This window comes from Rubrivirga sp. SAORIC476 (genome assembly GCF_002283555.1).
Classification (GTDB): Bacteria; Bacteroidota; Rhodothermia; order Rhodothermales; family Rubricoccaceae; genus Rubrivirga.
This window is the reverse complement of record NZ_MVOI01000007.1, coordinates 40,790-60,982: the sequence shown is the minus strand read 5'-3', so window position 1 is coordinate 60,982 and position 20,193 is coordinate 40,790. Positions and strand designations below refer to the sequence as shown.

The window sequence follows — 20,193 nt, the reverse complement described above, 5'->3', positions numbered from 1 at the left end:
ACGTCCACCACGGATCGCTCGCCGCCGGGCCGTCAGCCCCGTCCACGGCGGCCCCGCACCCGGTAGGGGAGGGGCCGCTATCCCCGCCGCCGCGCGGTCCACACACAGCCTGAGAAAACCGATGCCTACGACCGAAGAGCCAGCCACCCACACGACGGGCACCATCGAGTGGTTCGACCCCCAGCGCGGGGTCGGGCTCATCTCCTCCGACGACGGCGCGCCGCCGTGCTCCGTCCGCTCCGGCGCGCTCCGCGCGTGCGGCATCGACACGCTGGCGACCGGGGACCGCGTCCGGTTCCGGGTGCGCGAGGGCGACGGCGAGCGCACCGCGACCGACCTGACCCTGCTCCCCGCCGTGCAGCGGTGGGAGAACGAAGGCGGTGCCGTCCGCCCCGGCGATCCCGAAGCCTAAACCTCCGACCCCCATTCTCATGCACGACGTCCCCTACGGTCTCGCCATCTGGCTCGGCGGCCTCATCCTCCTCGTCGTGTTCGTGCTCTACGTCCTGCCGTGGTGGCAGGGCCGTCGGGCGTCGAACGCCCCGCCCGACGAGCGCGACGACCGGCGCGGCCCCGGAGCCTAGCCACACCCCCTTCAGACCGACTCCGCACCGGCCCCTGACATGTACCCCCGCCTCAGCGACCTCTTCCACGACCTCCTCGGGGTCGACCTCGAGCTCCCGCTCTACTCGTTCGGGCTGATGGTCGCCCTCGCCCTCCTCACGGCGGCGTGGATGACGCGGAAGGAGCTCGACCGGATGTACCGCATCGGCCTCGTCGGCGCGGTCCGCGTTTCGGGAAAGGACGAGAAGGGTCGCACCCGGACGACGGCGCAGAGCCCCTCGGCGCTCGTCTGGACCCTGATGCTGCTCGCGGGCGGCTTCGGCATCCTCGGGGCCAAGCTGTTCCACGTCGTCGACTACTGGGACGAGTTCGTGCAGGACCCGGCCGGGATGGTGTTCTCGACCTCGGGGCTGACGTTCTACGGCGGCCTCGTCGTGGCGACGGTCGTCGTCGCGGTGTACGCCTACCGCAAGGGCGTCCGCGTACCCCGCCTCGCCGACGCCGCCGCGCCGGGCCTGCTGCTTGGCTACGGGATCGGCCGCGTCGGGTGCTACCTCGCCGGCGACGGCGACTGGGGCGTCTGCTCGTCGCTCGCCGACAAGCCCTCGTGGATCCCCGGCTTCCTCTGGAGCGAGACGTTCCCCCGCAACGTCGTCGGTCCGGGGCGGACGGCCGTGGACCCCGTCGCCTTCAACGCGCAGGTCCGGGGGGCCGAGTGCGCGCTCGCCGCCCCCGACGGCGTCTACCCGACGATGCTCTACGAGTTCGCGATGGCGGCGGCTCTCGCGGGCGTCCTGTGGCTCCTTCGGAAACACCCGTTCAAGGCCGGCTGGCTCTTCTCGCTCTACGCCGTGTTCGCAGGGGCCGAGCGCTTCCTGATCGAGGAGATCCGCGTCAACCCCGAGGCGGCCTTCGGGCTGCCGCAGTCGCAGATCATCTCGGTCCTGTTCGTCGTCGCCGGACTCGTCGGCCTCGCCGTGACGACGCGCCGAGGACCGGCCCTCGAAGGGCCCGCTCCCGGTTCGGGAGGGGAACGCGCCGCCCCACTCAGGGAGGAGGTCGCCGACGCCTGACCCCGCCACTCCTTCCGGCCACGCCGAACGGTACCGAAACAGATTCTCCCCAAGACTCAATCCACCATGACTACCGATGAACAGACGGACACACGCCCCCTCACCGATGAGGAGGTCGGCCGCATCGACGCCTACTGGCGCGCGGCCAACTACCTCTCCGTCGGACAGATCTACCTCCTCGACAACCCGCTCCTCCGCGAGCCGCTCACGCTGGAGCACGTCAAGCCGCGTCTGCTCGGCCACTGGGGCACCACGCCCGGGCTCAACTTCATCTACGTCCACCTCAACCGCCTCATCCGCGAGCACGGCCCGAGCGTGCTCTACGTCACCGGGCCGGGCCACGGCGGCCCCGGCCTCGTCGCCAACACGTACCTCGAAGGGAGCTACACCGAGCACTACCCGGACGTCACGCAGGACGCCGAGGGGATGCGGAAGCTGTTCCGGCAGTTCTCGTTCCCCGGCGGCATCCCGAGCCACACCTCGCCCGAGACGCCCGGCTCCATCAACGAGGGCGGCGAGCTCGGCTACTCGCTCGCCCACGCCTTCGGGGCCGTCTTCGACAACCCGGACCTGATCGCCTGCTGTGTCGTCGGCGACGGGGAGGCCGAGACGGGGACGCTCGCCGGGTCCTGGCACTCGAACAAGTTCCTCAACCCGGCCCGCGACGGGGCCGTGCTCCCCGTCCTCCACCTCAACGGCTACAAGATCGTCGGTCCGACCGTGCTGGCGCGGATGCCGCGTGAGGAGCTGGAGAGCCTGTTCGTGGGCTACGGCTACGCCCCGATCTTCGTCGAGGGCGACGAGCCGGAGGCGATGCACCAGCGGATGGCCGCCGCCCTCGACCAAGCCTACGCCGAGATCCAGCGCATCCAGCAGGACGCACGAGAGAACGGCGTCACTGAGCGTCCGCGCTGGCCTATGATCGTGCTCCGCTCTCCGAAGGGGTGGACCGGGCCGGACGAGGTCGACGGCGTGCCCGTCGAGGGCACGTTCCGCTCGCACCAGGTGCCGCTAGCGGGGCTGGCCGAGAACCCGGAGCACCTCGCCCTCCTGGAGGACTGGATGCGGGGCTACCGGCCCGAGGAGCTCTTCGACGAGGACGGGCGGCTCGCCCCCGAGCTGGCGGCCCTCGCTCCCGAGGGGGACCGACGCATGGGCTCGAACCCCCACGCCAACGGCGGCCTGCTCCTGAAGGACCTCCGGATGCCCGACTGGCGCGACTACGCCGTCGACGTCCCCGCGCCCGGCGCCGTCATGGGCGAGGCGACGCGCGTGATGGGGCGGCTCTTACGCGACGTGATGGCGATGAACCCCGAGACGTTCCGCGTGGTCGGCCCGGACGAGACGGCCTCGAACAGGCTCACGGCCCTCTTCGAGGTCACCGACCGGGCGTGGATGGGGCCCGTCCTCGAGAGCGACGCCCACCTCGCCCCCGACGGCCGCGTGATGGAGGTCCTGAGCGAGCAGCTCTGCCAGGGCTGGCTCGAGGGCTACCTCCTCACCGGCCGCCACGGCTTCTTCTCGTGCTACGAGGCCTTCATCCACATCGTCGACTCGATGTTCAACCAGCACGCGAAGTGGCTCGACGTGACGCGCGACATCCCGTGGCGGCGGCCCCTCGCCTCGCTCAACTACCTCCTCACCTCGCACGTCTGGCGGCAGGACCACAACGGGTTCAGCCACCAGGACCCCGGCTTCCTCGACGTGGTGGTCAACAAGAAGGCCGAGGTCGTCCGGGTCTACCTCCCGCCCGACGCCAACACGCTCCTCTCGGTCACCGACCACTGCCTCCGGAGCCGCCACTACGTCAACGTGATCGTGGCCGGCAAGCAGCCCGAGCCGCAGTACCTCGACCTCGACGCGGCCATCAAGCACACCGCCGCCGGGATCGGGATCTGGGAGTGGGCGAGCAACGACCGCGACGCCGAGCCGGACGTGGTGATGGCCTGCTGCGGCGACGTCCCGACGCTGGAGACGTTGGCCGCCGTGGACCTCCTCCGCCGGCACCTCCCGGAGCTCCGCGTCCGCGTCGTCAACGTCGTCGACCTGATGCGGCTCCAGCCCGAGCGCGAGCACCCGCACGGGCTGAGCGACCGCGAGTTCGACGTGCTCTTCACGACCGACAAGCCGGTCATCTTCGCCTTCCACGGCTACCCCTGGCTCATCCACCGGCTCACCTACAGCCGGACGAACCACCAGAACCTCCACGTCCGCGGCTTCAAGGAGGAGGGGAGCACGACGACCCCGTTCGACATGGTCGTCCGCAACGACCTCGACCGCTTCCACCTCGTGATGGACGTCGTGGACCGGGTGCCGACCGTCGGGCCGCACGGCCCCCACGTGTGGCAGGCCATGCGCGACCGGCTCGTCGAGCACGAGCAGTACATCGCCCGGCACGGACAGGACCTGCCCGAGGTCCGCGACTGGGTCTGGCCCCACGAGCCCGCCTCGCCGACCGGGGTCCAGGGGGCCTGAGCCATGACGACGCCCACCGACGACGACCGGCTGCTCGACGCCCTCCAGGGCAACGCGCTCCGGTACTTCCTCGACGCGGCGCACCCGCGCACCGGCCTCGTGGCGGACAGCACGATGCCCGGCACCGCGTGCAGCATCGCGGCCGTGGGCATGGCGCTCGGGGCGTACCCCGTCGCCGTGGCACGCGGCCTGCTCTCTCGCGCCGAGGCGGCCGAGCGCACCCTCCGCGTCCTCCGATTCCTCTGCGACAGCCCCCAGGGCGAGGCCCCCGACGCGACCGGGCACCGGGGCTTCTACTACCACTTCCTGGACCTGGAGACCGGCCGCCGGGCGTGGGAGTCCGAGCTCTCGACCATCGACACAGCGCTCTTCCTGGCCGGAGCGCTGACGGCGACGTCCTACTTCGACGGGGACGACGAGGACGAACGGGAGATCCGCGCGGTCACCGACGCGCTCTACCGGCGCGTAGACTGGCAGTGGCCGCTCGATGGAGGCCTCACGCTGACCCACGGCTGGCGGCCGGAGTCGGGGTTCCTCCCGTACCGCTGGCAGGGGTACGACGAGGCCCTGATCCTCTACGTCCTCGCCCTCGGCTCGCCGACCCATCCGATCCAGGCCGAGAGCTACGCGGCGTGGACGCGGACGTACGCGTGGAAGTGCCTCTACGGCCACGAGCTGCTCTACGCCGGCCCGCTCTTCATCCACCAGTACTCGCACCTCTGGATCGACTTCCGTGGAATCCAGGATGCGTACATGCGCGAGAAGGGGAGCGACTACTTCGAGAACTCCCGCCGCGCCACGCTCGTGCAGCGCGAGTACGCCGTCCGCAACCCTCTCGGCTTCGAGGGCTACTGCGACTGCTGCTGGGGGTTCACGGCCTGCCATGGCCCCGGCCCCACCACCCTCGTCGTGGACGGCGTCGAGCGGCGCTTCCTCGGGTACAGCGCCCGCGGCGCGCCCTATGGCCCCGACGACGGCACCATCGCGCCGTGGGCCGCCGCGACCTCGCTGCCCTTCGCCCCGGAGGTCGTGCTGCCCACGCTCCGACGCTTCGAGGAGATTCACGTTGGCGCGTCGAGCCCCTACGGGTTCGACGCCGCCTTCAACCCCACGTACCCCATACGGGAGGGGGGGGCGGCTGGCTGGACCTGCCCCTGGGTCTACGGCATCGACCGGGGAGCCCTCGCGCTGATGATCGAGAACCACCGCACGGGGCGCGTCTGGGAGCGGGTGGGGCGGTCGCCCTACGTGCGAGCAGGACTCCGCCGCGCCGGCTTCGAGGGCGGGTGGCTGGAGATGGAACCGACACCGCGGGCCCTCAGCCGGACGGCCTCATGAGCGGCCTTCTCACCGCGACCCCGCCCGCGCGACTGCCGTCGCGGCCGAGGCGGCTCCGCCAGATCGCGGGGGCTCTGGCCCGCCACGGGCTCGGCTGGCTCGTGCTCGACCTCGGGCTCGGCCGGTTCGTCCCGTTCCACCGCGGAGCGCTCCGCCACGAGGCGCGTGAGACCCCCTACACCCGGCCCGAGCACCTCCGCCTCGCCCTCGAAGACCTCGGCGTCACGGCCGTCAAGCTGGGGCAGGTGCTGAGCACGCGCCCAGACCTCGTCCCGTCCGACCTCGCGGCGGAGCTGTCCCGTCTCCAGGACCACGCGCCGCTCGTGCCCTTTGAGGCCGTCCGCGCCGTCGTCGAGGCCGAGCTGGGGGAGCCGCTCGACGCCCTCTTCGCTGACTTCGACCCCGAGCCTCTCGCGGCGGCCTCCATCGGGCAGGTCCACGCGGCCACGCTCCCCGACGGCACGGCCGTCGTGGTGAAGGTGCAGCGGCCCGGCGTCGAGGCGCAGGCCGAGGCGGACCTCGTGCTCCTGGGCGACCTCGCGCGCGCTGCAGCCTCGCGTACAAGCTGGGGCCGCGACTACGACGTCCAGGGGTGGGTCCGCGAGTTCGGCTTCACGCTCCGCGCCGAGCTCGACTACGCCGCCGAGGCCCGTCACGCCGAGCAGGTCCGCCGCGACTTCGCCGACGAGCCGATGCTCCACGTCCCGGCCGTGTTCGCCGAGCGGTCCGCCCGGCGCGTGCTCACGATGGAGCGGCTCGACGGGATCAAGGTGGACGACGCCGAAGCGCTCGACGCCGCCGAGGTGGACCGCCGCGAGCTCGCCCGCACGGCCACGCGCGTCATGCTGGCGATGGTGCTCCACAACGGGTTCTACCACGCCGACCCCCACCCCGGCAACGTCCTCGTCTTGCCCGGAGGGCGGATCGGGCTGCTCGACTTCGGGATGGTCGGCGCGCTCGACGCGGCCACGCGGCAGGCCCTGCTCCGCATCGTCCTCGCCCTGGCGGCCGAGGACACCGACCGTCTCGTCGACGAGCTGACGGCGCTCGGCGTGACGGGCGACGCCGTCGCGCGCGGCCCGCTCAAGCAGGACCTCGAGCGGCTCCGCCGCCGCTACGCCACGCGCCCGCTCAAGGAGGTCGCCGCGGCCGAGGCGTTCCAGGAGATCATGGACGTGGCCCGGCGCCACCGCCTCCGCCTCCCGGCCGAACTGGTCCAACTGGCGAAGGTGACGGCGATGGCCGAAGGGACCGCGCTCCAACTCGACCCGGACTTCGAGATCCTCGCCTTCTCGCTCCCCTACGTCCGGCGGTTCTGGCTCCGCACGCTCTCGCCGCGCGCCCAGGTCCGTCGCCTGAGCGGGTCGCTCGCGGACCTCGCCGACCTCGGCGAGACGCTCCCGCGCCAGCTCCGCCGCCTGAGCCGACGGCTCGAAGAGGGCGCCCTCCCGCTCGCCGTCACAACGGACCCCTCGCCGGAGACGCTCCGGCGGCTCGACCGGGCGGCCAACCGCGTCGCCGCCAGCGTGCTCGCGGCCGCCTTCGTCGTCGGGGGCAGCCTGCTCGCCCTCGCCTATCACCCGACCGGCGGGCACCCGGCCTTCGTGGCCGTGGCGGCCCTCGCCGTCGTCCTCGTCCTCGGCCTCGCCTGGGCGCTCTGGCGTCGCGGCCGGCTGTGACTCCCTTCGTTCTCATCGACCACCCCAACCACCGAGAGGAATCCCCATGACTGACTCACAGAACGTCCGCATCGCCGTCAATGGCTACGGCGTCATCGGCAAGCGCGTCGCCGACGCCGTGGCGGCGCAGGACGACATGACCCTCGCCGGCGTCGCCGACGTGGCGACGGACTGGCGCGTGGCCGTGGCCCGCGCGAAGGGCTACCCGCTCTACGGGGCCACGCCCGAGCACGTCCGCGCCATGACCGAGGCGGGCCTCGACCCGGCCGGCACCCTCGACGACCTCCTGGGCGACGCCGACGTCGTCGTGGACTGCACGCCCAAGAAGGTGGCCGCCGGCAACGTCGAGCGCTACCGCGAGCGCGGGATCAAGTTCATCGTGCAGGGCGGCGAGAAGCACACCGTCACCGGCCACTCGTTCACGGCCGAGAACAACTACGACACCGCCTTCGGCCGCCAGAGCACGCGCGTCGTCTCGTGCAACACGACCTCGACCGTCCGCACGCTCTCGGCGCTCAAGCGGGCCGGGCTCCTGAAACGCGCCCGCGGCGTGCTCATCCGCCGCGCCACCGACCCGTGGGAGAGCCACCTCGGCGGCATCATGAACACGCTCGTGCCCGAGCCCGAGATTCCGAGCCATCAGGGGCCGGACGCCCAGACCGTCGACCCCGAGCTCGACGTGGTGACGATGGCGGTGAAAGCGCCGGAGACCCTCGCCCACCTCCACTACTGGACGGTCCAGCTCACGCGCGAGGCCTCGAAAGACGAGGTGCTCGACGCCCTCCGCACCTCGTCGCGCATCGCCTTCATCCGCATGGCCGACGGGCTGACGGCGCTCAACACCGTCAAGGAGCTCATGGCCGACCTCGGCCGCCCGCACGACAACCTCTACGAGGTCGCCGTCTGGGAGGACATGCTGAAGGTCCAGGGCGACGAGGCGTTCTACGCCTACATGGTCGACAACCAGGCCATCGTCATCCCCGAGACCATCGACGCCATCCGGGCCCTCGCGGAGATCGAGCCGGACGGGGCCGCGTCCATCGAGAAGACCAACGAGGCCCTCGGCATCACCGGGCGGCTGGTGCCCGAACCGGCCAGCGTGTGATTCCCTGTCGGGGGCGTGGCCACCGTGCCACGCCCTGTCGGTTCTCTCAACTCGCTCGAACCCCAATGGCCTACATCGTCGCCGAGCCCTGCGTGGGCTGCACCTTCACCGACTGCGTCGAGGTCTGCCCCGTCGACTGCTTCTACGTCGGGCCGAACTTCATCGTCATCCACCCCGACGAGTGCATCGACTGCAACGCCTGCGTCCCGGTGTGTCCCGTCGAGGCGATCTACCCCGAAGACGAGCTGCCAGAGAAGTGGGCACACTACGCGGAGTGGAACGCCTACCTCGCGCCCCGCTGGCAGGCGCTCGGCCACAACCTCATCGAGAAACGGCCCGAGTCGCCCCCGGCGACGGACCTGTCGTGCGCCGAGCGCCCCCGCTCCGAGACCGACATCCTGACGTGGGAAGATGACGTGCAGGACGAGCCTGGAACCTGATCTCCTTGCAGGGACTCCCCCATGACCCGTCGTCGCCTATTTCCCATCGTGCGGACGGCCCTCGGGCAGTTCCGCGCCTACCGCCGCTTCGTCCGGCTGAGCCCGGGGGAGCGGGCCGCACGGCTCGACGTGCCCGAGCGGTTCGTGGCCGCGCTGCTCGACCTGGGACCGACGTTTGTCAAGCTCGGCCAGATCCTCAGCACGCGGCCCGACGTGCTCCCGGCGGAGTACGTCGCCGCACTCGAAGTGCTTCAGGAGCGGGTGCCACCGTTCCCCTTCGTCGAGGTCCACGCCGTCGTCGAGCGCGAGCTCGGCCGTAGCGTGGAAACGGCGTTCCGCTCGTTTGATCCCGAGCCGGTGGCGTCGGCCTCGCTGGCGCAGGTTCACTTCGCCGTCCTTCCGGGCGGCGAGCGCGTCGCCGTCAAGTTGCAGCGCCCCGGTATCCGCGAGCGGATGCGCGCCGACATGGAGATGCTCGGCCGTCTCGTCGGGTGGCTCGCCCGGCTCTCGCCACGCCGCGCGCAGCGGGCGAACCTCGTGGAGTTCTTTTCCGAGTTCCGGCGCTACACGCTCCGCGAGCTCGACTTCGCCGAGGAGGGCCGCACGATGGACCGCTTCCGGCGCAACTTCGCAGGGTGGGAGGGGCTCATGACCCCGGAGGTGTTCTGGGACTACACCGCCCCCGGCGTCCTGACGATGGAGCGGGCCGAGGGGCTCCGGCTGAAGGATGCCACCGAGCGCCTCACCCCGTTGGCGCGGGAGCGGCTCGTCGAGCAGCTCATCGCCGTGCAGATGCAGATGTTCGTCACCGACGGCCTCTTCCACGCCGACCTCCACCCCGGCAACGTCTTCTTCGGTGAGGACGGCACGATCACGCTCCTCGACTTCGGGATGGTCGGGGCACTGAGCGAGGGCGAGCGCGACCACTTCGTGCTCTACTGGCTGGCTGTCGTCCAGCGCCAGACGCGGAGGGCGTTCTACCACTTCACGTGGCAGACGCGCCCGCTCCCCGGTGCCGACGAGGCCGCGTTCTTCTCCGACTTCGAGCGGCTCGCCGAGCGGTTCTACCGCTCCGTCCTCGCCGAGACGACGATCACGCAGGTCTACCTGGAGATGATCGCGAGCGGCTACCGCCACGGGTTCGTCTTCCCGAGCAGCCTCCTCCTCCACGCCAAGGCCATCACGACGGCCGAGGCGCTCACGTTCACCCTCGCCCCGGACCTCCACTTCGACCGCGTGACGCGGCCCGTCATCGCGCGGGCCTTCGCCCGGCGCGCCACCGACGCGCGGCGGCTCCGGCACCACGCCGGGCAGCTCCTCCCGGAGCTCCTGCTGACGGGCGAGATCCTGCCCCCCGAGGCCCGCGACCCGTTCCGCGAGAACATCGAGGATGCCGGGTCTGGCCCGCTGTGGGGCGAGATGCTCGACGGGCTGCTCGCTCGCCTCCGCGAGGCCGAGCGGGGGGCCGGACTCCTCCGCGTCGTCGTGGACCCGAGCGCGCGGACGGTGCTCCGGCGTCATCACCCCATCGCTGAAGTCGAGGCGCTCCTCGACGCGGGGTGGCGGCGCTATGGCGAGATCGAGTCGGACACCCCCGTGCTGGACCAGATCGGCCCCACGTTCATCCTCCACCTGGCCGGGGCCGTGCGGGCGATGAACCAGGCCCTCGTGGCGGCGGGGCACCGCCCGGAGGAGGCGCGGGAGCTGCTCTACGAGATCGGCTGGCTCGTCTACACCCGGATGGGGGAGGGGCCGTTCCTCGTCGCGAGCGCGTTCACGGACGACCCCCGTAAGAAGATGGAGGTCGCCACGCGGCTCTTCCGCGGCTTCCCCTTCGGCCCACCCGCCTACCAGTGGCGCGACGTAGAGGCGGGAGAGCACCCCGCTGGTGCGGGGCAGGCTGTCGTCGCGTTCGACTGCTTGCAGTGCCCGGTGGCCGAGTACTTCGTACGGCACGGCGAGGGCGACCTCTGCTACGGCACCTTCTGCCGGCTCGACTTCCCCCTGGCCGAACAGTGGGGCGGGCGGCTCGAACGCACCGGCACCCTCGCCATCGGCGCTCCGGTGTGCGACTTCCGGTGGGTGCTGGACGAGGTGCCCGACCTGTAGCGGCCCCGGATACGGCAGGCGAGTCTCCCACCGCTCGACGCCGAGGCGACCGAGCACGATCTGAAGAGGACATCCTCACGTGGCCCGACGACGTACGGGGGAACTCCTGAATCACGTGGCGAAGAGGCGCCTGTCGACGGGTACAGCGCACCGGTGAGGGTTTGGAGGTTCTCGCGCTGAACCGCCAGGGACAGAACGTCGTGAAACGCTCGCCACTCCGGCACACGTCCCACACATCCCATCACTTCCGCCATGCGCACCCAGGACATCCTCTCCACCCACCCCAACCCGTCCGACCAGCTCGACCAGATCGTCGCGCTCGTCAACTCCGCCTTCGCCTGCGAGCAGTGCTGTACGAGCTGCGCCGACGCCTGCCTCGGCGAGGACTCGGACATGGACCTCACGTACTGCATCCGCACCAACCTCGACTGTGCCGACGTCTGCGCCGTGACGGGCCGGGCCGTCTCGCGGATGACCGAGCCCAACACGCAGCTCCTCCGCGCCCAGCTCGAGGCCTGCCGCGTCGCCTGCGACGCCTGTGCCGACGAGTGCGAGAAGCACGCCGACATGCACGACCACTGCCGCGTGTGCATGGAGTGCTGCCGCGAGTGCTCGAAGGCCTGCCAGTCGCTCCTCGACGCCATGCCCCAGGGCGCGACGGCCTAGCTCACTCCGCCCATTCCTCCGGCGGCGCGGCCTCGACCCAGGGCCGCGCCGTCGCCGCATTGGTCCGACCTCACGCGATGACCGACCAGTCCCTCCTCGCCGCCTGGGGCGTCACCACGACCGCCGGGTACCTCGCCACGCACGCGATGGGCGTCGCGGGCACCGAGGTCTTCGGGATGAGCGTGTTCGGCTCGATCGTCGCCGTCTGGGCGCTCCTGATGCTCCCGCCCGTCGGGATGACCGTGGCCATCAAGGCGCGGGGGCGGACGGACTCGCACCACTGGGTCTGGGTCGGGCTGGTGGCCGCCGCGCTGGCCGTGAACGTCGGCGTGGTCGTCGGCGGCGGTGGTCACACCCACGACGGGTCGGGGCACGGCGGGGCCGCGGAGAGCGCCTCGGGCCACGGAGAGCCGGGCCACCACGCCGGGTCCTCCGCCTCCGAGAGCGCGACGGGAGCCGTCAGCGACGGACCCGCCGCCGCGGAGAGTTCGGGCGAGGACGGGCACGCCCACCCCGACGGTGGTCACGGCGAGTCCACCGGTTCCCCCGACGCGGGCGAGGGCGACCCGGGCGGGCACGCCCATCCGGACGGAGGCCACGACAGCCCGGAGGGCGCCGACGCCCGCGAACCGGGCGGTCCCGTACCCACCGACGACACCGCCGCCAGTACGCCGCCGGCCGGCTCGGACGCTGGCGGCCACGGCGGCAAGACGGGGGACCGCCTGGTGGACGCCGCCGAGCTCCAGCACGCCGCCTACTTCCACCTCTGGTTCCTCGTCGGCGCGCTCGGCTTCGCCTACAGCGCGGCCGTCGCCCACGGCGGCGCCCGCAAGGCGCTCTACGGCACGGCCGCGCTCCTCAGCGCCGCGATGGTCCTCGCCCTCGTCGCCGTGCCCGACGCCCGGGGCGTCGCGTTCCTGGTCGCCGCGGCGGTCCAGGGGCTCCCCATGCTCGTCGACCTCCCGCTCCGCGCTCGCGCTGACCGGGCGGCCGCCTGAGGTTTACCGCACCGAGACCTCGACGACGACGGGCGCGCCGCCCGACGTGAGCGGCTGGTCGGGCGTCCCGGCCCCACCGAACTCGAACCGGCCGATCTCGCCGGTGTCGTCGTGGAGCATCACGTACAGCGTCCCCGTCGGCGGCGCGTCGAGGTCGACCGGCACGCGCTCGCTCGTCCCGTGCATCACGAACGAGCGCCCCAGAACCTGCGTGGCGTCTGGCCCGCCGCCCGGCGCCTCGGGATGGACGACGACCCAGGCGTCCGACTCGACCGTCACCTCGTCCAGGACCAGCACGTCGCCCCGGAAGGGGCTCGCGCCGACGGTCAGGACGGGCGCCTCCGGAATGTCCTCCGAGCCGCCCTCGACCTCCGGCACCGTCGGCGGGAGGTCAGGGCTCTCGTAGTCCGAGTCTTCGAGGTCGCCGATGAGCGCCTCCATCTCGGCGATCTCGCGGCGCTGGGCCAGAATGATCTCGTCGGCGAGGCGACGCACGCGGGGGTCCGAGATGTTGGCCCGCTCGCTCGTCAGGATCGCCAGCGAGTGGTGCGGGATCATCTGCTTCATCCACGTCACGTCGCCGACCGTCGTCTGCCCCCGGAACAGGAAGAACGCGAGCGCGAACACGACGGCGCTCCCGACGAAGATGGCGACGTTCTTCCGCTTGTCGTCGTACATCTTTAGCATGAAGGCGAGCATGATGACGGCCATCGTGGCCCCCATGTAGACCGCCATCAGCGTCTTCGTGCTGCTCCACCAGATGTGGTCCGTGGAGAAGACCGTCGAGTACATGAGGATGAACATGGCCACCGTCGAGGCGGCGATCATCGCGAAGAAGCGTCCGTATGACATGGAGGGGCTGAGGGGGATGAGACGGAGTGATACCGGCCGGACCCCTGATGGATCGGCGATTCCGTCTCACCTGAGCGCCTTTTAAGGTTTGGGGCCGCCGGGCACCCCCGTGAGGGTGTCTGGCGGCCCCAGCCGACGAGCCGGAGGCTCAGGCGGCGTCGAACACGGGGCGGAAGCCCGCGCCCTCGACGGCGCCGCGCACGGCCTCGCGGTCGGCGCCGTCGGAGAGCCGGACGACGGCGGGCTCGTTCAGGCCGACGTGCTCGACGGCCACGCCGGGCGTCCGGTCCAGCGCCCTCGTCACGGCGGCGACGCAGCCGCCGCACGTCATGCCCTCGATGCCGAAGCGCAAGGTCTGGTCGTTCTGGGAGGTGTTTGGTGTGTCCATGGTGGGGGTGGAGAGTGAAGCGGGGGAATCGGATGGGGGAGGGGCGCACGAGCAGTCGAGGCAGCCCGCGCACGCGCGGCACACGTCGGCCAGCCGCTCGCCCAGGGCCGCCCGGGCGCGGTGGCGGCGGACGCGGAGGGCGCCCGGGGTGACGCCGAGCCGGTCCGCCAGCGCGGCGGGGTCCTCGCCGTTGAGGTCAGCGCGGAGCACCTCGGCGGCCTGGGGCGCCAGCCCGTCCAGGAGCGGGCGGTAGCACGCGCACAACGCGGGCTCGTCGCCAGCCGGCATCGCAGCCTCGGGCTGCTCGGACGCCCACGCGGTCTCGCGGCGCTCGGCGGCCTCCCGTCGCCGGTTGGCGTCGACGGTCGCGTTGCGGACGACCCGCCACAGCCAGCGCGTGAGGTCGGCCTGGTCGTCCAACTCGGGCGCGCGTTCGGCCAGGCGGAGGAGCGCGTCCTGGACCACGTCTTGGGCCGCCTCCGGCCCGAGCCGCTGGCGGACGTAGGCGACGAGCGCCTCGCCCTGGGCGGCGAGGGTTTGGTCGAGCAGGGTGGGGGAGACGGACATGGATCGGAAGGAGGCACCCAGACAAACGCAGCGAGGCACGGAGCGTTACCCCGCCACCCTCGGCGGGGTGAAGCGGCGCAAGCGGAGCGCGTTCGTGAGCACGAAGACCGACGAGAGCCCCATCGCCGCCGCGCCCAGGACCGGCGAGAGCAGCACGCCGAACACCGGGTACAGCGCGCCCGCCGCGACCGGGATGAGCACGACGTTGTAGGCGAAGGCCCAGAACAGGTTTTGCTTGACGTTGCGGAGCGTGGCCGCGCTCAGCGCCCGGGCCTCGACGAGCGCCGTGAGGTCGCCGCGCATGAGCACCACGTCGGCCGCCTCGATGGCGACGTCGGTCCCGGTCCCGATGGCCACGCCCACGTCGGCCTGGGCGAGCGCGGGCGCGTCGTTGATCCCGTCGCCGACGAACGCCACGCGCCGCCCCTCGCCCTGCACGTCGCGGACGGCCTGTGCCTTGTCGGCCGGGAGCACCTCGGCGAGCACCTCGTCGATCCCCAGCCGCCGCGCGATCGCTTGGGCCGTGGCGCGGTTGTCGCCCGTGATCATCGCCACGCGGAGCCCGGCGCGGTGGAGCGCCTCGATGGCCGCGGGCGTCGTCGCCTTCACGGGGTCGGCCACGGCGAGCGCCGCCACCAGCTCGCCGTCGACGGCCGCGTAGAGCGGCGTCTTGCCCTCGGCCGCGAGCGCGCCCGCAGCGTCGGACAGCGGCCCCACGTCGAGCCCGATCCGTTCCATGAACCGGTCAGCGCCGACCTCGACGCGGCGGCCCTCCACCACGCCGCGCACGCCGAAGCCGGGCACGGCCTCGAAGTCGGACGCGGTCGGGAGGTCGATCTCGCGCTCGTCGGCGGCCCGGACGATGGCGTCGGCGACGGGGTGCTCGCTCGACACCTCGACCGCGGCCACCAGCCGGAGCAGGTCGCTCTCGCTCAGACCGGCCTCCGGCGCCAGCGCCACGTCGGTGAGCGTCGGGCGCCCCTCCGTGAGCGTCCCCGTCTTGTCGAGGGCGACCACGTCGGCCTCGCTCAGCGTCTGCAACGCCTCGCCCTTGCGGAACAGGACGCCCAACTCGGCCGCCTTCCCGGTCCCGACCATGACCGATACGGGCGTCGCGAGCCCCATCGCGCAGGGGCACGCGATGATGAGGACCGAGACGGCGGCCACGAGGGCGTAGGTCAGCGCCGGGCTCGGGCCGACGGCGAGCCAGACCCCGAACACGACCGCGGCGACGACGAGGACGATGGGCACGAACACGGCGACGACGCGGTCCGCCAGCGCCTGGATGGCCGGGCGCGACGCCTGCGCCTCCTCGACGAGCTGGACGATCTGCGCGAGGACCGTGTCGGCGCCCACGTGCGTCGTCTCGACCAAGAGCGCCCCGGCCTGGTTCACCGTCCCTCCCACGACCGCCCCGCCCTCGGTCTTCTCGACCGGCACCGGCTCGCCCGTCACCATCGACTCGTCGACGTAGCTCGTCCCCTCGGTCACGACGCCGTCGACCGGCACCTTCTCGCCGGGGCGGATGCGGACGACGTCGCCCACGGCCACGTCCTCGATGGGCACTTCCGTTTCGACGCCACCCTGGACCACGCGGGCGGTCTCGGCCCTCAGTCCCAAGAGCGCGCGGACGGCGTCCGAGGTCTGCCCCTTCGCCCGCGCCTCGAACCACTTGCCCAGGAGGATCAGCGTGATGATCGTCGCCGACGCCTCGTAGTAGACGTGGACGGCGCCGGCCGGGAGCACGCCCGGCAGGAACGTCGCGATGACGGAGTACCCGTAGGCCGCCGTCGTGCCGAGCGCGACGAGGGTGTTCATGTCGGGCGACCCGTGCCGGGCCGCCGCCCACCCGGCGCGGTAGAACCGCCAGCCCGGCCCGAACTGGACGGCCGTCGCCAGCCCAAAGGCCACGAGCCACCGCGTCTGCATCGGGACGAGCCCGTCCACCCACGCCATCCCGCCGGGGATCGCCATCGGGACCATCTCCACCAGGAACAGCGGGAGCGAGAGCCCGGCCGCCCACAACAGGCGCCGCCGCAGCCGCCCTCGATCGAGCTCGCGCGCCTCGCGCTCGGCGTCCTCGGCCGTCGCCCCGTCCGTCGCCTCGACCACGTCGTACCCGGTCCGGCGGACGGCCTCGTACAGCGCCTCGACGTCGGTCCCGGCCGCGTAGCGGACGCGGGCGCGCTCGGTCGCCAGGTTCACCGACGCCTCGACCACGCCGTCCGCCCCTTGGAGCGCCTTCTCGACGCGCCCGACGCACGCCGCGCACGTCATCCCGCTGACGGCGAACGAGACCTCCTCGGTCCGCACGTCGTAGCCCGCGCGCTGGACGGCCTCCGCGAGCGCCAGCGGCGTCGTCTCGGCCGCGTCGAACCGGACCGTCGCCCGCTCGGTCGCCAGGTTGACCGTCGCCTCGTGGACGCCCGGAACGGCCTGAAGGGCCTTCTCGACTCGTGTCGAACAGGCTGCGCACGTCATCCCCTCCACGCCCAGGGTCGCGCGTGACTGCACGTCGGGCGGCGAGACCCCGTCGCCCGAGGCGACGGGAAGGGGATCGGAGGCGAGAGCTGCGGGCATGGAGATCGGTATTTGGCGGACAGACGCTCCGGGGCCCGGTCCGTTACCGGACCAGCGGGACGCCGATTCTGACAACGCGCGCCGAGCGGAGCGTCTGTGAACGGAGCGTGCATCCCGCTCTACCTGAGCGGCATTTAAGGCAAGCGGCGGAATAAATGGCCGATACTGCCTGCATCCCTTTCATGACTCGTCCCACCCACCCGTTCCGCGGGCTGGCGGCCCTTCTCGCCGCTGTCCTCCTTGCAGCGGCCGTCGGCCCCGCCGCGGCGGCCGTCGCCGACGCGCTGGGCGAGGACACGCGGAGCCACTGCGAGCGGATGGGCCACACGACGCCGTCGGGGGCTCCCGACGGGGCCCCTGCCGACACGTCAACGTGCTGCATCAGTGCGCCCGAGGGTCCGCGCGATGCCGTCGTCCCGGCGCCCCCGGCCCCTCTGGAGCCGGTCGTGGCCGCCGCGCTCGCCGTGCTGGCACCCCCAGCCGTCGTTCCCGCCGCCGCGCCGCCCGACGCTGGACCGCCGCCCGGCCCCCGGCGCCACCTCGCCCTCTCGGTCCTGCTGGTCTGAGCCCGACAGCCTGCGCCCCCGCGCCGCGCCTCTGCGCCCGGCGCTAATGCGCCCGTCCTGCTGTCGTCCGTCCGCTCCAGACCATGCCCCCCCTCGCCGCAGCCCGTCTAGCGCTGCTCCTCTCCCTGGCTCTCGCCGCGGTCCCCACCGTGCGAGCTCAGGCCCCCGACACCCTCCGCCTCGGCGCCGTCCTGGACGCTCTCTACGCGGACAACCCGACGCTCGCGGCCGAGCGCCTCGACGCCCGTGCGCTCGCCCGGCGCGGCGACCAGGTGGGCGCGCTCCCCGACCCGACCGCATCCGTCATGGTCGCGCCCTACCCGATCCTGACCGCGCGGGGCACACAGCGATCCCAGTGGCGCGTCGAGCAGATGCTGCCCTGGCCCGGCACGCTCGGGCTCCGCCGCGACGCCGCCGACGCCCGGGCCGAGGCCGCCCGCTGGGGGGGCGACGCGACCGCGCTCGACCTCGCGCGCCGCGCCACGCGCGCCTACGCCGACCTCGTCCGTACGCAGGAGGCCGCCGACGTCGTCCGTGCGTTCCAGGCCCGCCTGGGCGCCTTCGCCGAGGCCGCGGCCGTCCGCTACGAGGTCGGCCGCGGGCCGCAGGGCGCCGTTCTCCAGGTCCAGCTCGAGCGCCAGCGGCTCGACGAGCGCCTGATCACGCTCGCCCGCGAGCGGGACGCCGCGGTCCAGACGCTCGCGCGCGTCCTCGACCGGCCCGCCCTCACCGTCGGCCGCGTCGTTGCGATCGTCCCGGCGCTCCCCGAGGCGGATGACCTCGCCGCCCTCGCGGTCGAGACGCGCCCCGAGGTCGCCCAGGCCCAGGCTCGCATCACCGCGGCCGAGGCCGACGTCGCGCTCGCCGAGAAGGCGTTCTACCCCGACCTCGGATTCGGCGTCGTCTACACGGACATCGCCCAGGCCGACTCCCCGCCGACGGCCACCGGCCGCGACGCGCTCGGGCTCATGGCGTCGGTCCGCATCCCGCTCGACCGGGCCTCCCGCCGCGCCGGGCTCGACCAGGCCCGCCTCCGCGAAGAGGCCGCGAGGGCCCGCCTCGCCGCCACCGAGACGGCCGTCCAGACCGACGTGGCCGACGCGCTCTCCGACGCCCGCCGCGCGGCCGAGGCCGTCGCGCTCTATCGCGAGACGCTCGTGCCCCAGGCCGAGACGACCGTCGAGAGCGCCCTCGCGGGCTACACGACGGGCGCCCTCGACTTCCTCGCCTTCCTCGACGCCGAGCGCGCCCGGTTCTCCGTGGCCCTCGGATTCGTCGACGCCCGCGCCCGGCTCCTCGACGCTGCCGCCGACCTCGCCCGCGCCCTCGGCGCCACCGCCCCCCTCCTCGGACCCCCCGCCCGATGATCACCGACGCCCCAAGCGTGGCCCCCGAGGCCACCGACCCGGCCGACGCCTACGCCGACGCGCCCCGGGACCCCAACCGCCCCCGCCGCGCGCGTTGGGTCATGCTCGCCCTCCTCGCCCTCGTCGTCGCCGTCGGCCTCACCTGGGCGCTCACGCGCGGCGACAGCTCTGACGCCGTCGCCGAGGCCCCGCCCGCCGCTGCCCCCGGCGACGGCGGCGCAGCGGACGCCTCCGGCGACGGTCCCCAGGGCGGCCTCGCGCAGTTCGACCTCAACGGCGACGGCGTCGTCTACCAGTCCGGGATGCACCCGTGGATCGTCGAGGACGAGCCGGGAACGTGCCCGATCTGTGGGATGGACCTCGAGCCCGTGCCCGTGAGCGGCGCCCCGGCCGGGACCGTCGAGATCGACCCGGTCACGCTCCAGAACATCGGCGTGCGGACGGCCGTCGTCCAGGAGCGCCAGCTCGAGCGGACGCTCCGCACGACGGGCACCTTCGAGGCCCGCGACGCCGCGCGCGAGACGGTCACGCTCCGCGTCGGCGGGTTCGTGGAGAACCTCTACGTCGACACCGAGGGCCAGCGGGTCCGCCAGGGCCAGCCGCTCCTCGAGATCTACAGCCCCGAGCTGGTGTCCACGCAGCAGGAGCTGCTCTTGGCGGTCCGCAACCGCGAGCTCTTGGGCGGCGGCGACGGGGCCGACCGGCTCGTCGAGGCGGCCCGCACGCGGCTCCGGCTCTTCGGGCTGGGGGCGGGGCAGATCAGCGTCGTCGAACGGAGCGGGATGATCCGGGAGCGGATCACGCTCTTCGCGCCCGCCTCGGGCACGGTCCAGAACCGCCGGATCGTCGAGGGGATGCAGGCCGCGCCGGGCCAGCCGCTCATGGACATCGTCGACTTCGGGAGCCTCTACCTCCAGGTCGATGTCCCCGAGCGCGATCTCGGCTGGGTCCGCACCGGCACGCGCGGCGTCGTGACGCTGGCGGCGTTCCCCGGCGAGGAGCTCCGGGGCCGCGTCGACTACGTCTACGACACGCTCGACCCGGCCACCCGGACCGGCACGGCCCGGATCACCGTCCCCAACGCCGGGGGCCGCTTGCGGCCCGGGATGTTCGCGACGGCCACGCTCTACGGCGACCTCTCGGAGGTCGGCCCGGTCGTGCCCGCCGAGGCCGTCGTACGCGACGGCGACGGGGCGGCCGTCATCCTGGCCCTCGGCGAGGGCCGGTTCCGGCCGCAGCCGGTCACGCTCGGCGAGGAAGCCAACGGGCTCGTCCGCGTGCTCTCGGGCGTCGAGCCCGGCGACCGCGTCGTCACGAGCGCCCAGTTCCTCATCGACTCCGAGGCCCGACTGGCGGCGTCCCTCGGCGCGATGCAGTCGATGCCGGGGATGGACATGGGCGAGATGGACATGGGGACCGAGTAACC

General features: G+C 72.8%; 17 protein-coding genes. 14 read left to right on the top strand and 3 right to left on the bottom strand.

Translation table 11 applies throughout. The features are described 5' to 3' along the window. Positions 1-121 precede the first annotated feature (121 nt). From B1759_RS15890 to B1759_RS15845, 11 genes are all read left to right on the top strand, one after another. Complete coding sequence (locus B1759_RS15890) at positions 122-412, top strand: cold-shock protein (protein WP_095516069.1); 291 nt, start codon at positions 122-124, stop codon at positions 410-412. A gap of 19 nt (positions 413-431) precedes the next feature. Then, positions 432-584 carry a hypothetical protein gene (locus B1759_RS19830; protein ID WP_158225308.1) on the top strand — a complete coding sequence of 51 codons (153 nt, stop codon included), beginning with the start codon at positions 432-434 and terminating at the stop codon, positions 582-584. 39 nt (positions 585-623) lie between these two features. Beyond that, the gene (locus B1759_RS15885; RefSeq protein ID WP_095516068.1) at positions 624-1,637 is read left to right on the top strand and encodes a prolipoprotein diacylglyceryl transferase; all 1,014 of its coding nucleotides are present in this window, start codon (positions 624-626) and stop codon (positions 1,635-1,637) included. Between the two features lie 66 nt (positions 1,638-1,703). Then, positions 1,704-4,112 carry a phosphoketolase gene (locus B1759_RS15880; protein ID WP_095516067.1) on the top strand — a complete coding sequence of 803 codons (2,409 nt, stop codon included), beginning with the start codon at positions 1,704-1,706 and terminating at the stop codon, positions 4,110-4,112. A 3-nt stretch (positions 4,113-4,115) separates the two neighbouring features. Then, a complete protein-coding gene (locus B1759_RS15875; RefSeq protein WP_095516066.1) occupies positions 4,116-5,450 on the top strand; it encodes a glucoamylase family protein in 1,335 nt (444 codons plus the stop codon). Further along, positions 5,447-7,129 carry an AarF/ABC1/UbiB kinase family protein gene (locus B1759_RS15870; RefSeq protein WP_095516065.1) on the top strand — a complete coding sequence of 561 codons (1,683 nt, stop codon included), beginning with the start codon at positions 5,447-5,449 and terminating at the stop codon, positions 7,127-7,129. Before B1759_RS15875 ends, B1759_RS15870 begins: the two co-directional genes overlap by 4 nt. 46 nt (positions 7,130-7,175) lie before the next feature. Continuing rightward, the gene (locus tag B1759_RS15865) at positions 7,176-8,234 is read left to right on the top strand and encodes a type II glyceraldehyde-3-phosphate dehydrogenase (protein WP_095516064.1); all 1,059 of its coding nucleotides are present in this window, start codon (positions 7,176-7,178) and stop codon (positions 8,232-8,234) included. Between the two features lie 65 nt (positions 8,235-8,299). Then, entirely contained in the window at positions 8,300-8,674 is a 375-nt protein-coding gene (locus B1759_RS15860) for a ferredoxin family protein (protein ID WP_095516063.1), read from the top strand. A gap of 21 nt (positions 8,675-8,695) precedes the next feature. Next, positions 8,696-10,783: an AarF/UbiB family protein gene (locus tag B1759_RS15855; protein WP_095516062.1), complete on the top strand. Its 2,088-nt coding sequence runs from the start codon at positions 8,696-8,698 to the stop codon at positions 10,781-10,783. A 252-nt stretch (positions 10,784-11,035) separates the two neighbouring features. After that, the gene (locus B1759_RS15850) at positions 11,036-11,449 is read left to right on the top strand and encodes a four-helix bundle copper-binding protein (protein ID WP_095516061.1); all 414 of its coding nucleotides are present in this window, start codon (positions 11,036-11,038) and stop codon (positions 11,447-11,449) included. A gap of 77 nt (positions 11,450-11,526) precedes the next feature. Next, positions 11,527-12,447 (top strand): hypothetical protein, encoded by a 921-nt coding sequence (locus B1759_RS15845; protein ID WP_095516060.1) that lies wholly within the window; start codon positions 11,527-11,529, stop codon positions 12,445-12,447. 3 nt (positions 12,448-12,450) lie between these two features. Here B1759_RS15845 and B1759_RS20050 read toward each other — a convergent pair whose 3' ends face one another. The 3 genes from B1759_RS20050 to B1759_RS15830 all read right to left on the bottom strand — a co-directional run bounded on the left by B1759_RS20050 (position 12,451) and on the right by B1759_RS15830 (position 16,834). Beyond that, a complete protein-coding gene (locus B1759_RS20050; RefSeq protein ID WP_095516059.1) occupies positions 12,451-13,299 on the bottom strand; it encodes a DUF305 domain-containing protein in 849 nt (282 codons plus the stop codon). Between the two features lie 148 nt (positions 13,300-13,447). Continuing rightward, complete coding sequence (locus B1759_RS15835; protein WP_095516058.1) at positions 13,448-14,254, bottom strand: sigma-70 family RNA polymerase sigma factor; 807 nt, start codon at positions 14,252-14,254, stop codon at positions 13,448-13,450. Positions 14,255-14,299: 45 nt separating this feature from the next. Next, positions 14,300-16,834 carry a heavy metal translocating P-type ATPase gene (locus B1759_RS15830; RefSeq protein ID WP_095516057.1) on the bottom strand — a complete coding sequence of 845 codons (2,535 nt, stop codon included), beginning with the start codon at positions 16,832-16,834 and terminating at the stop codon, positions 14,300-14,302. A gap of 182 nt (positions 16,835-17,016) precedes the next feature. On the opposite strand from B1759_RS15830, the gene B1759_RS15825 reads away from it, so the two are divergent. From B1759_RS15825 to B1759_RS15815, 3 genes are all read left to right on the top strand, one after another. Beyond that, a complete protein-coding gene (locus B1759_RS15825; RefSeq protein WP_095516056.1) occupies positions 17,017-17,400 on the top strand; it encodes a hypothetical protein in 384 nt (127 codons plus the stop codon). 83 nt (positions 17,401-17,483) lie between these two features. Next, positions 17,484-18,767: a TolC family protein gene (locus B1759_RS15820; RefSeq protein WP_095516055.1), complete on the top strand. Its 1,284-nt coding sequence runs from the start codon at positions 17,484-17,486 to the stop codon at positions 18,765-18,767. After that, complete coding sequence (locus tag B1759_RS15815) at positions 18,764-20,191, top strand: efflux RND transporter periplasmic adaptor subunit (protein ID WP_095516054.1); 1,428 nt, start codon at positions 18,764-18,766, stop codon at positions 20,189-20,191. Before B1759_RS15820 ends, B1759_RS15815 begins: the two co-directional genes overlap by 4 nt. Positions 20,192-20,193 lie beyond the last annotated feature (2 nt).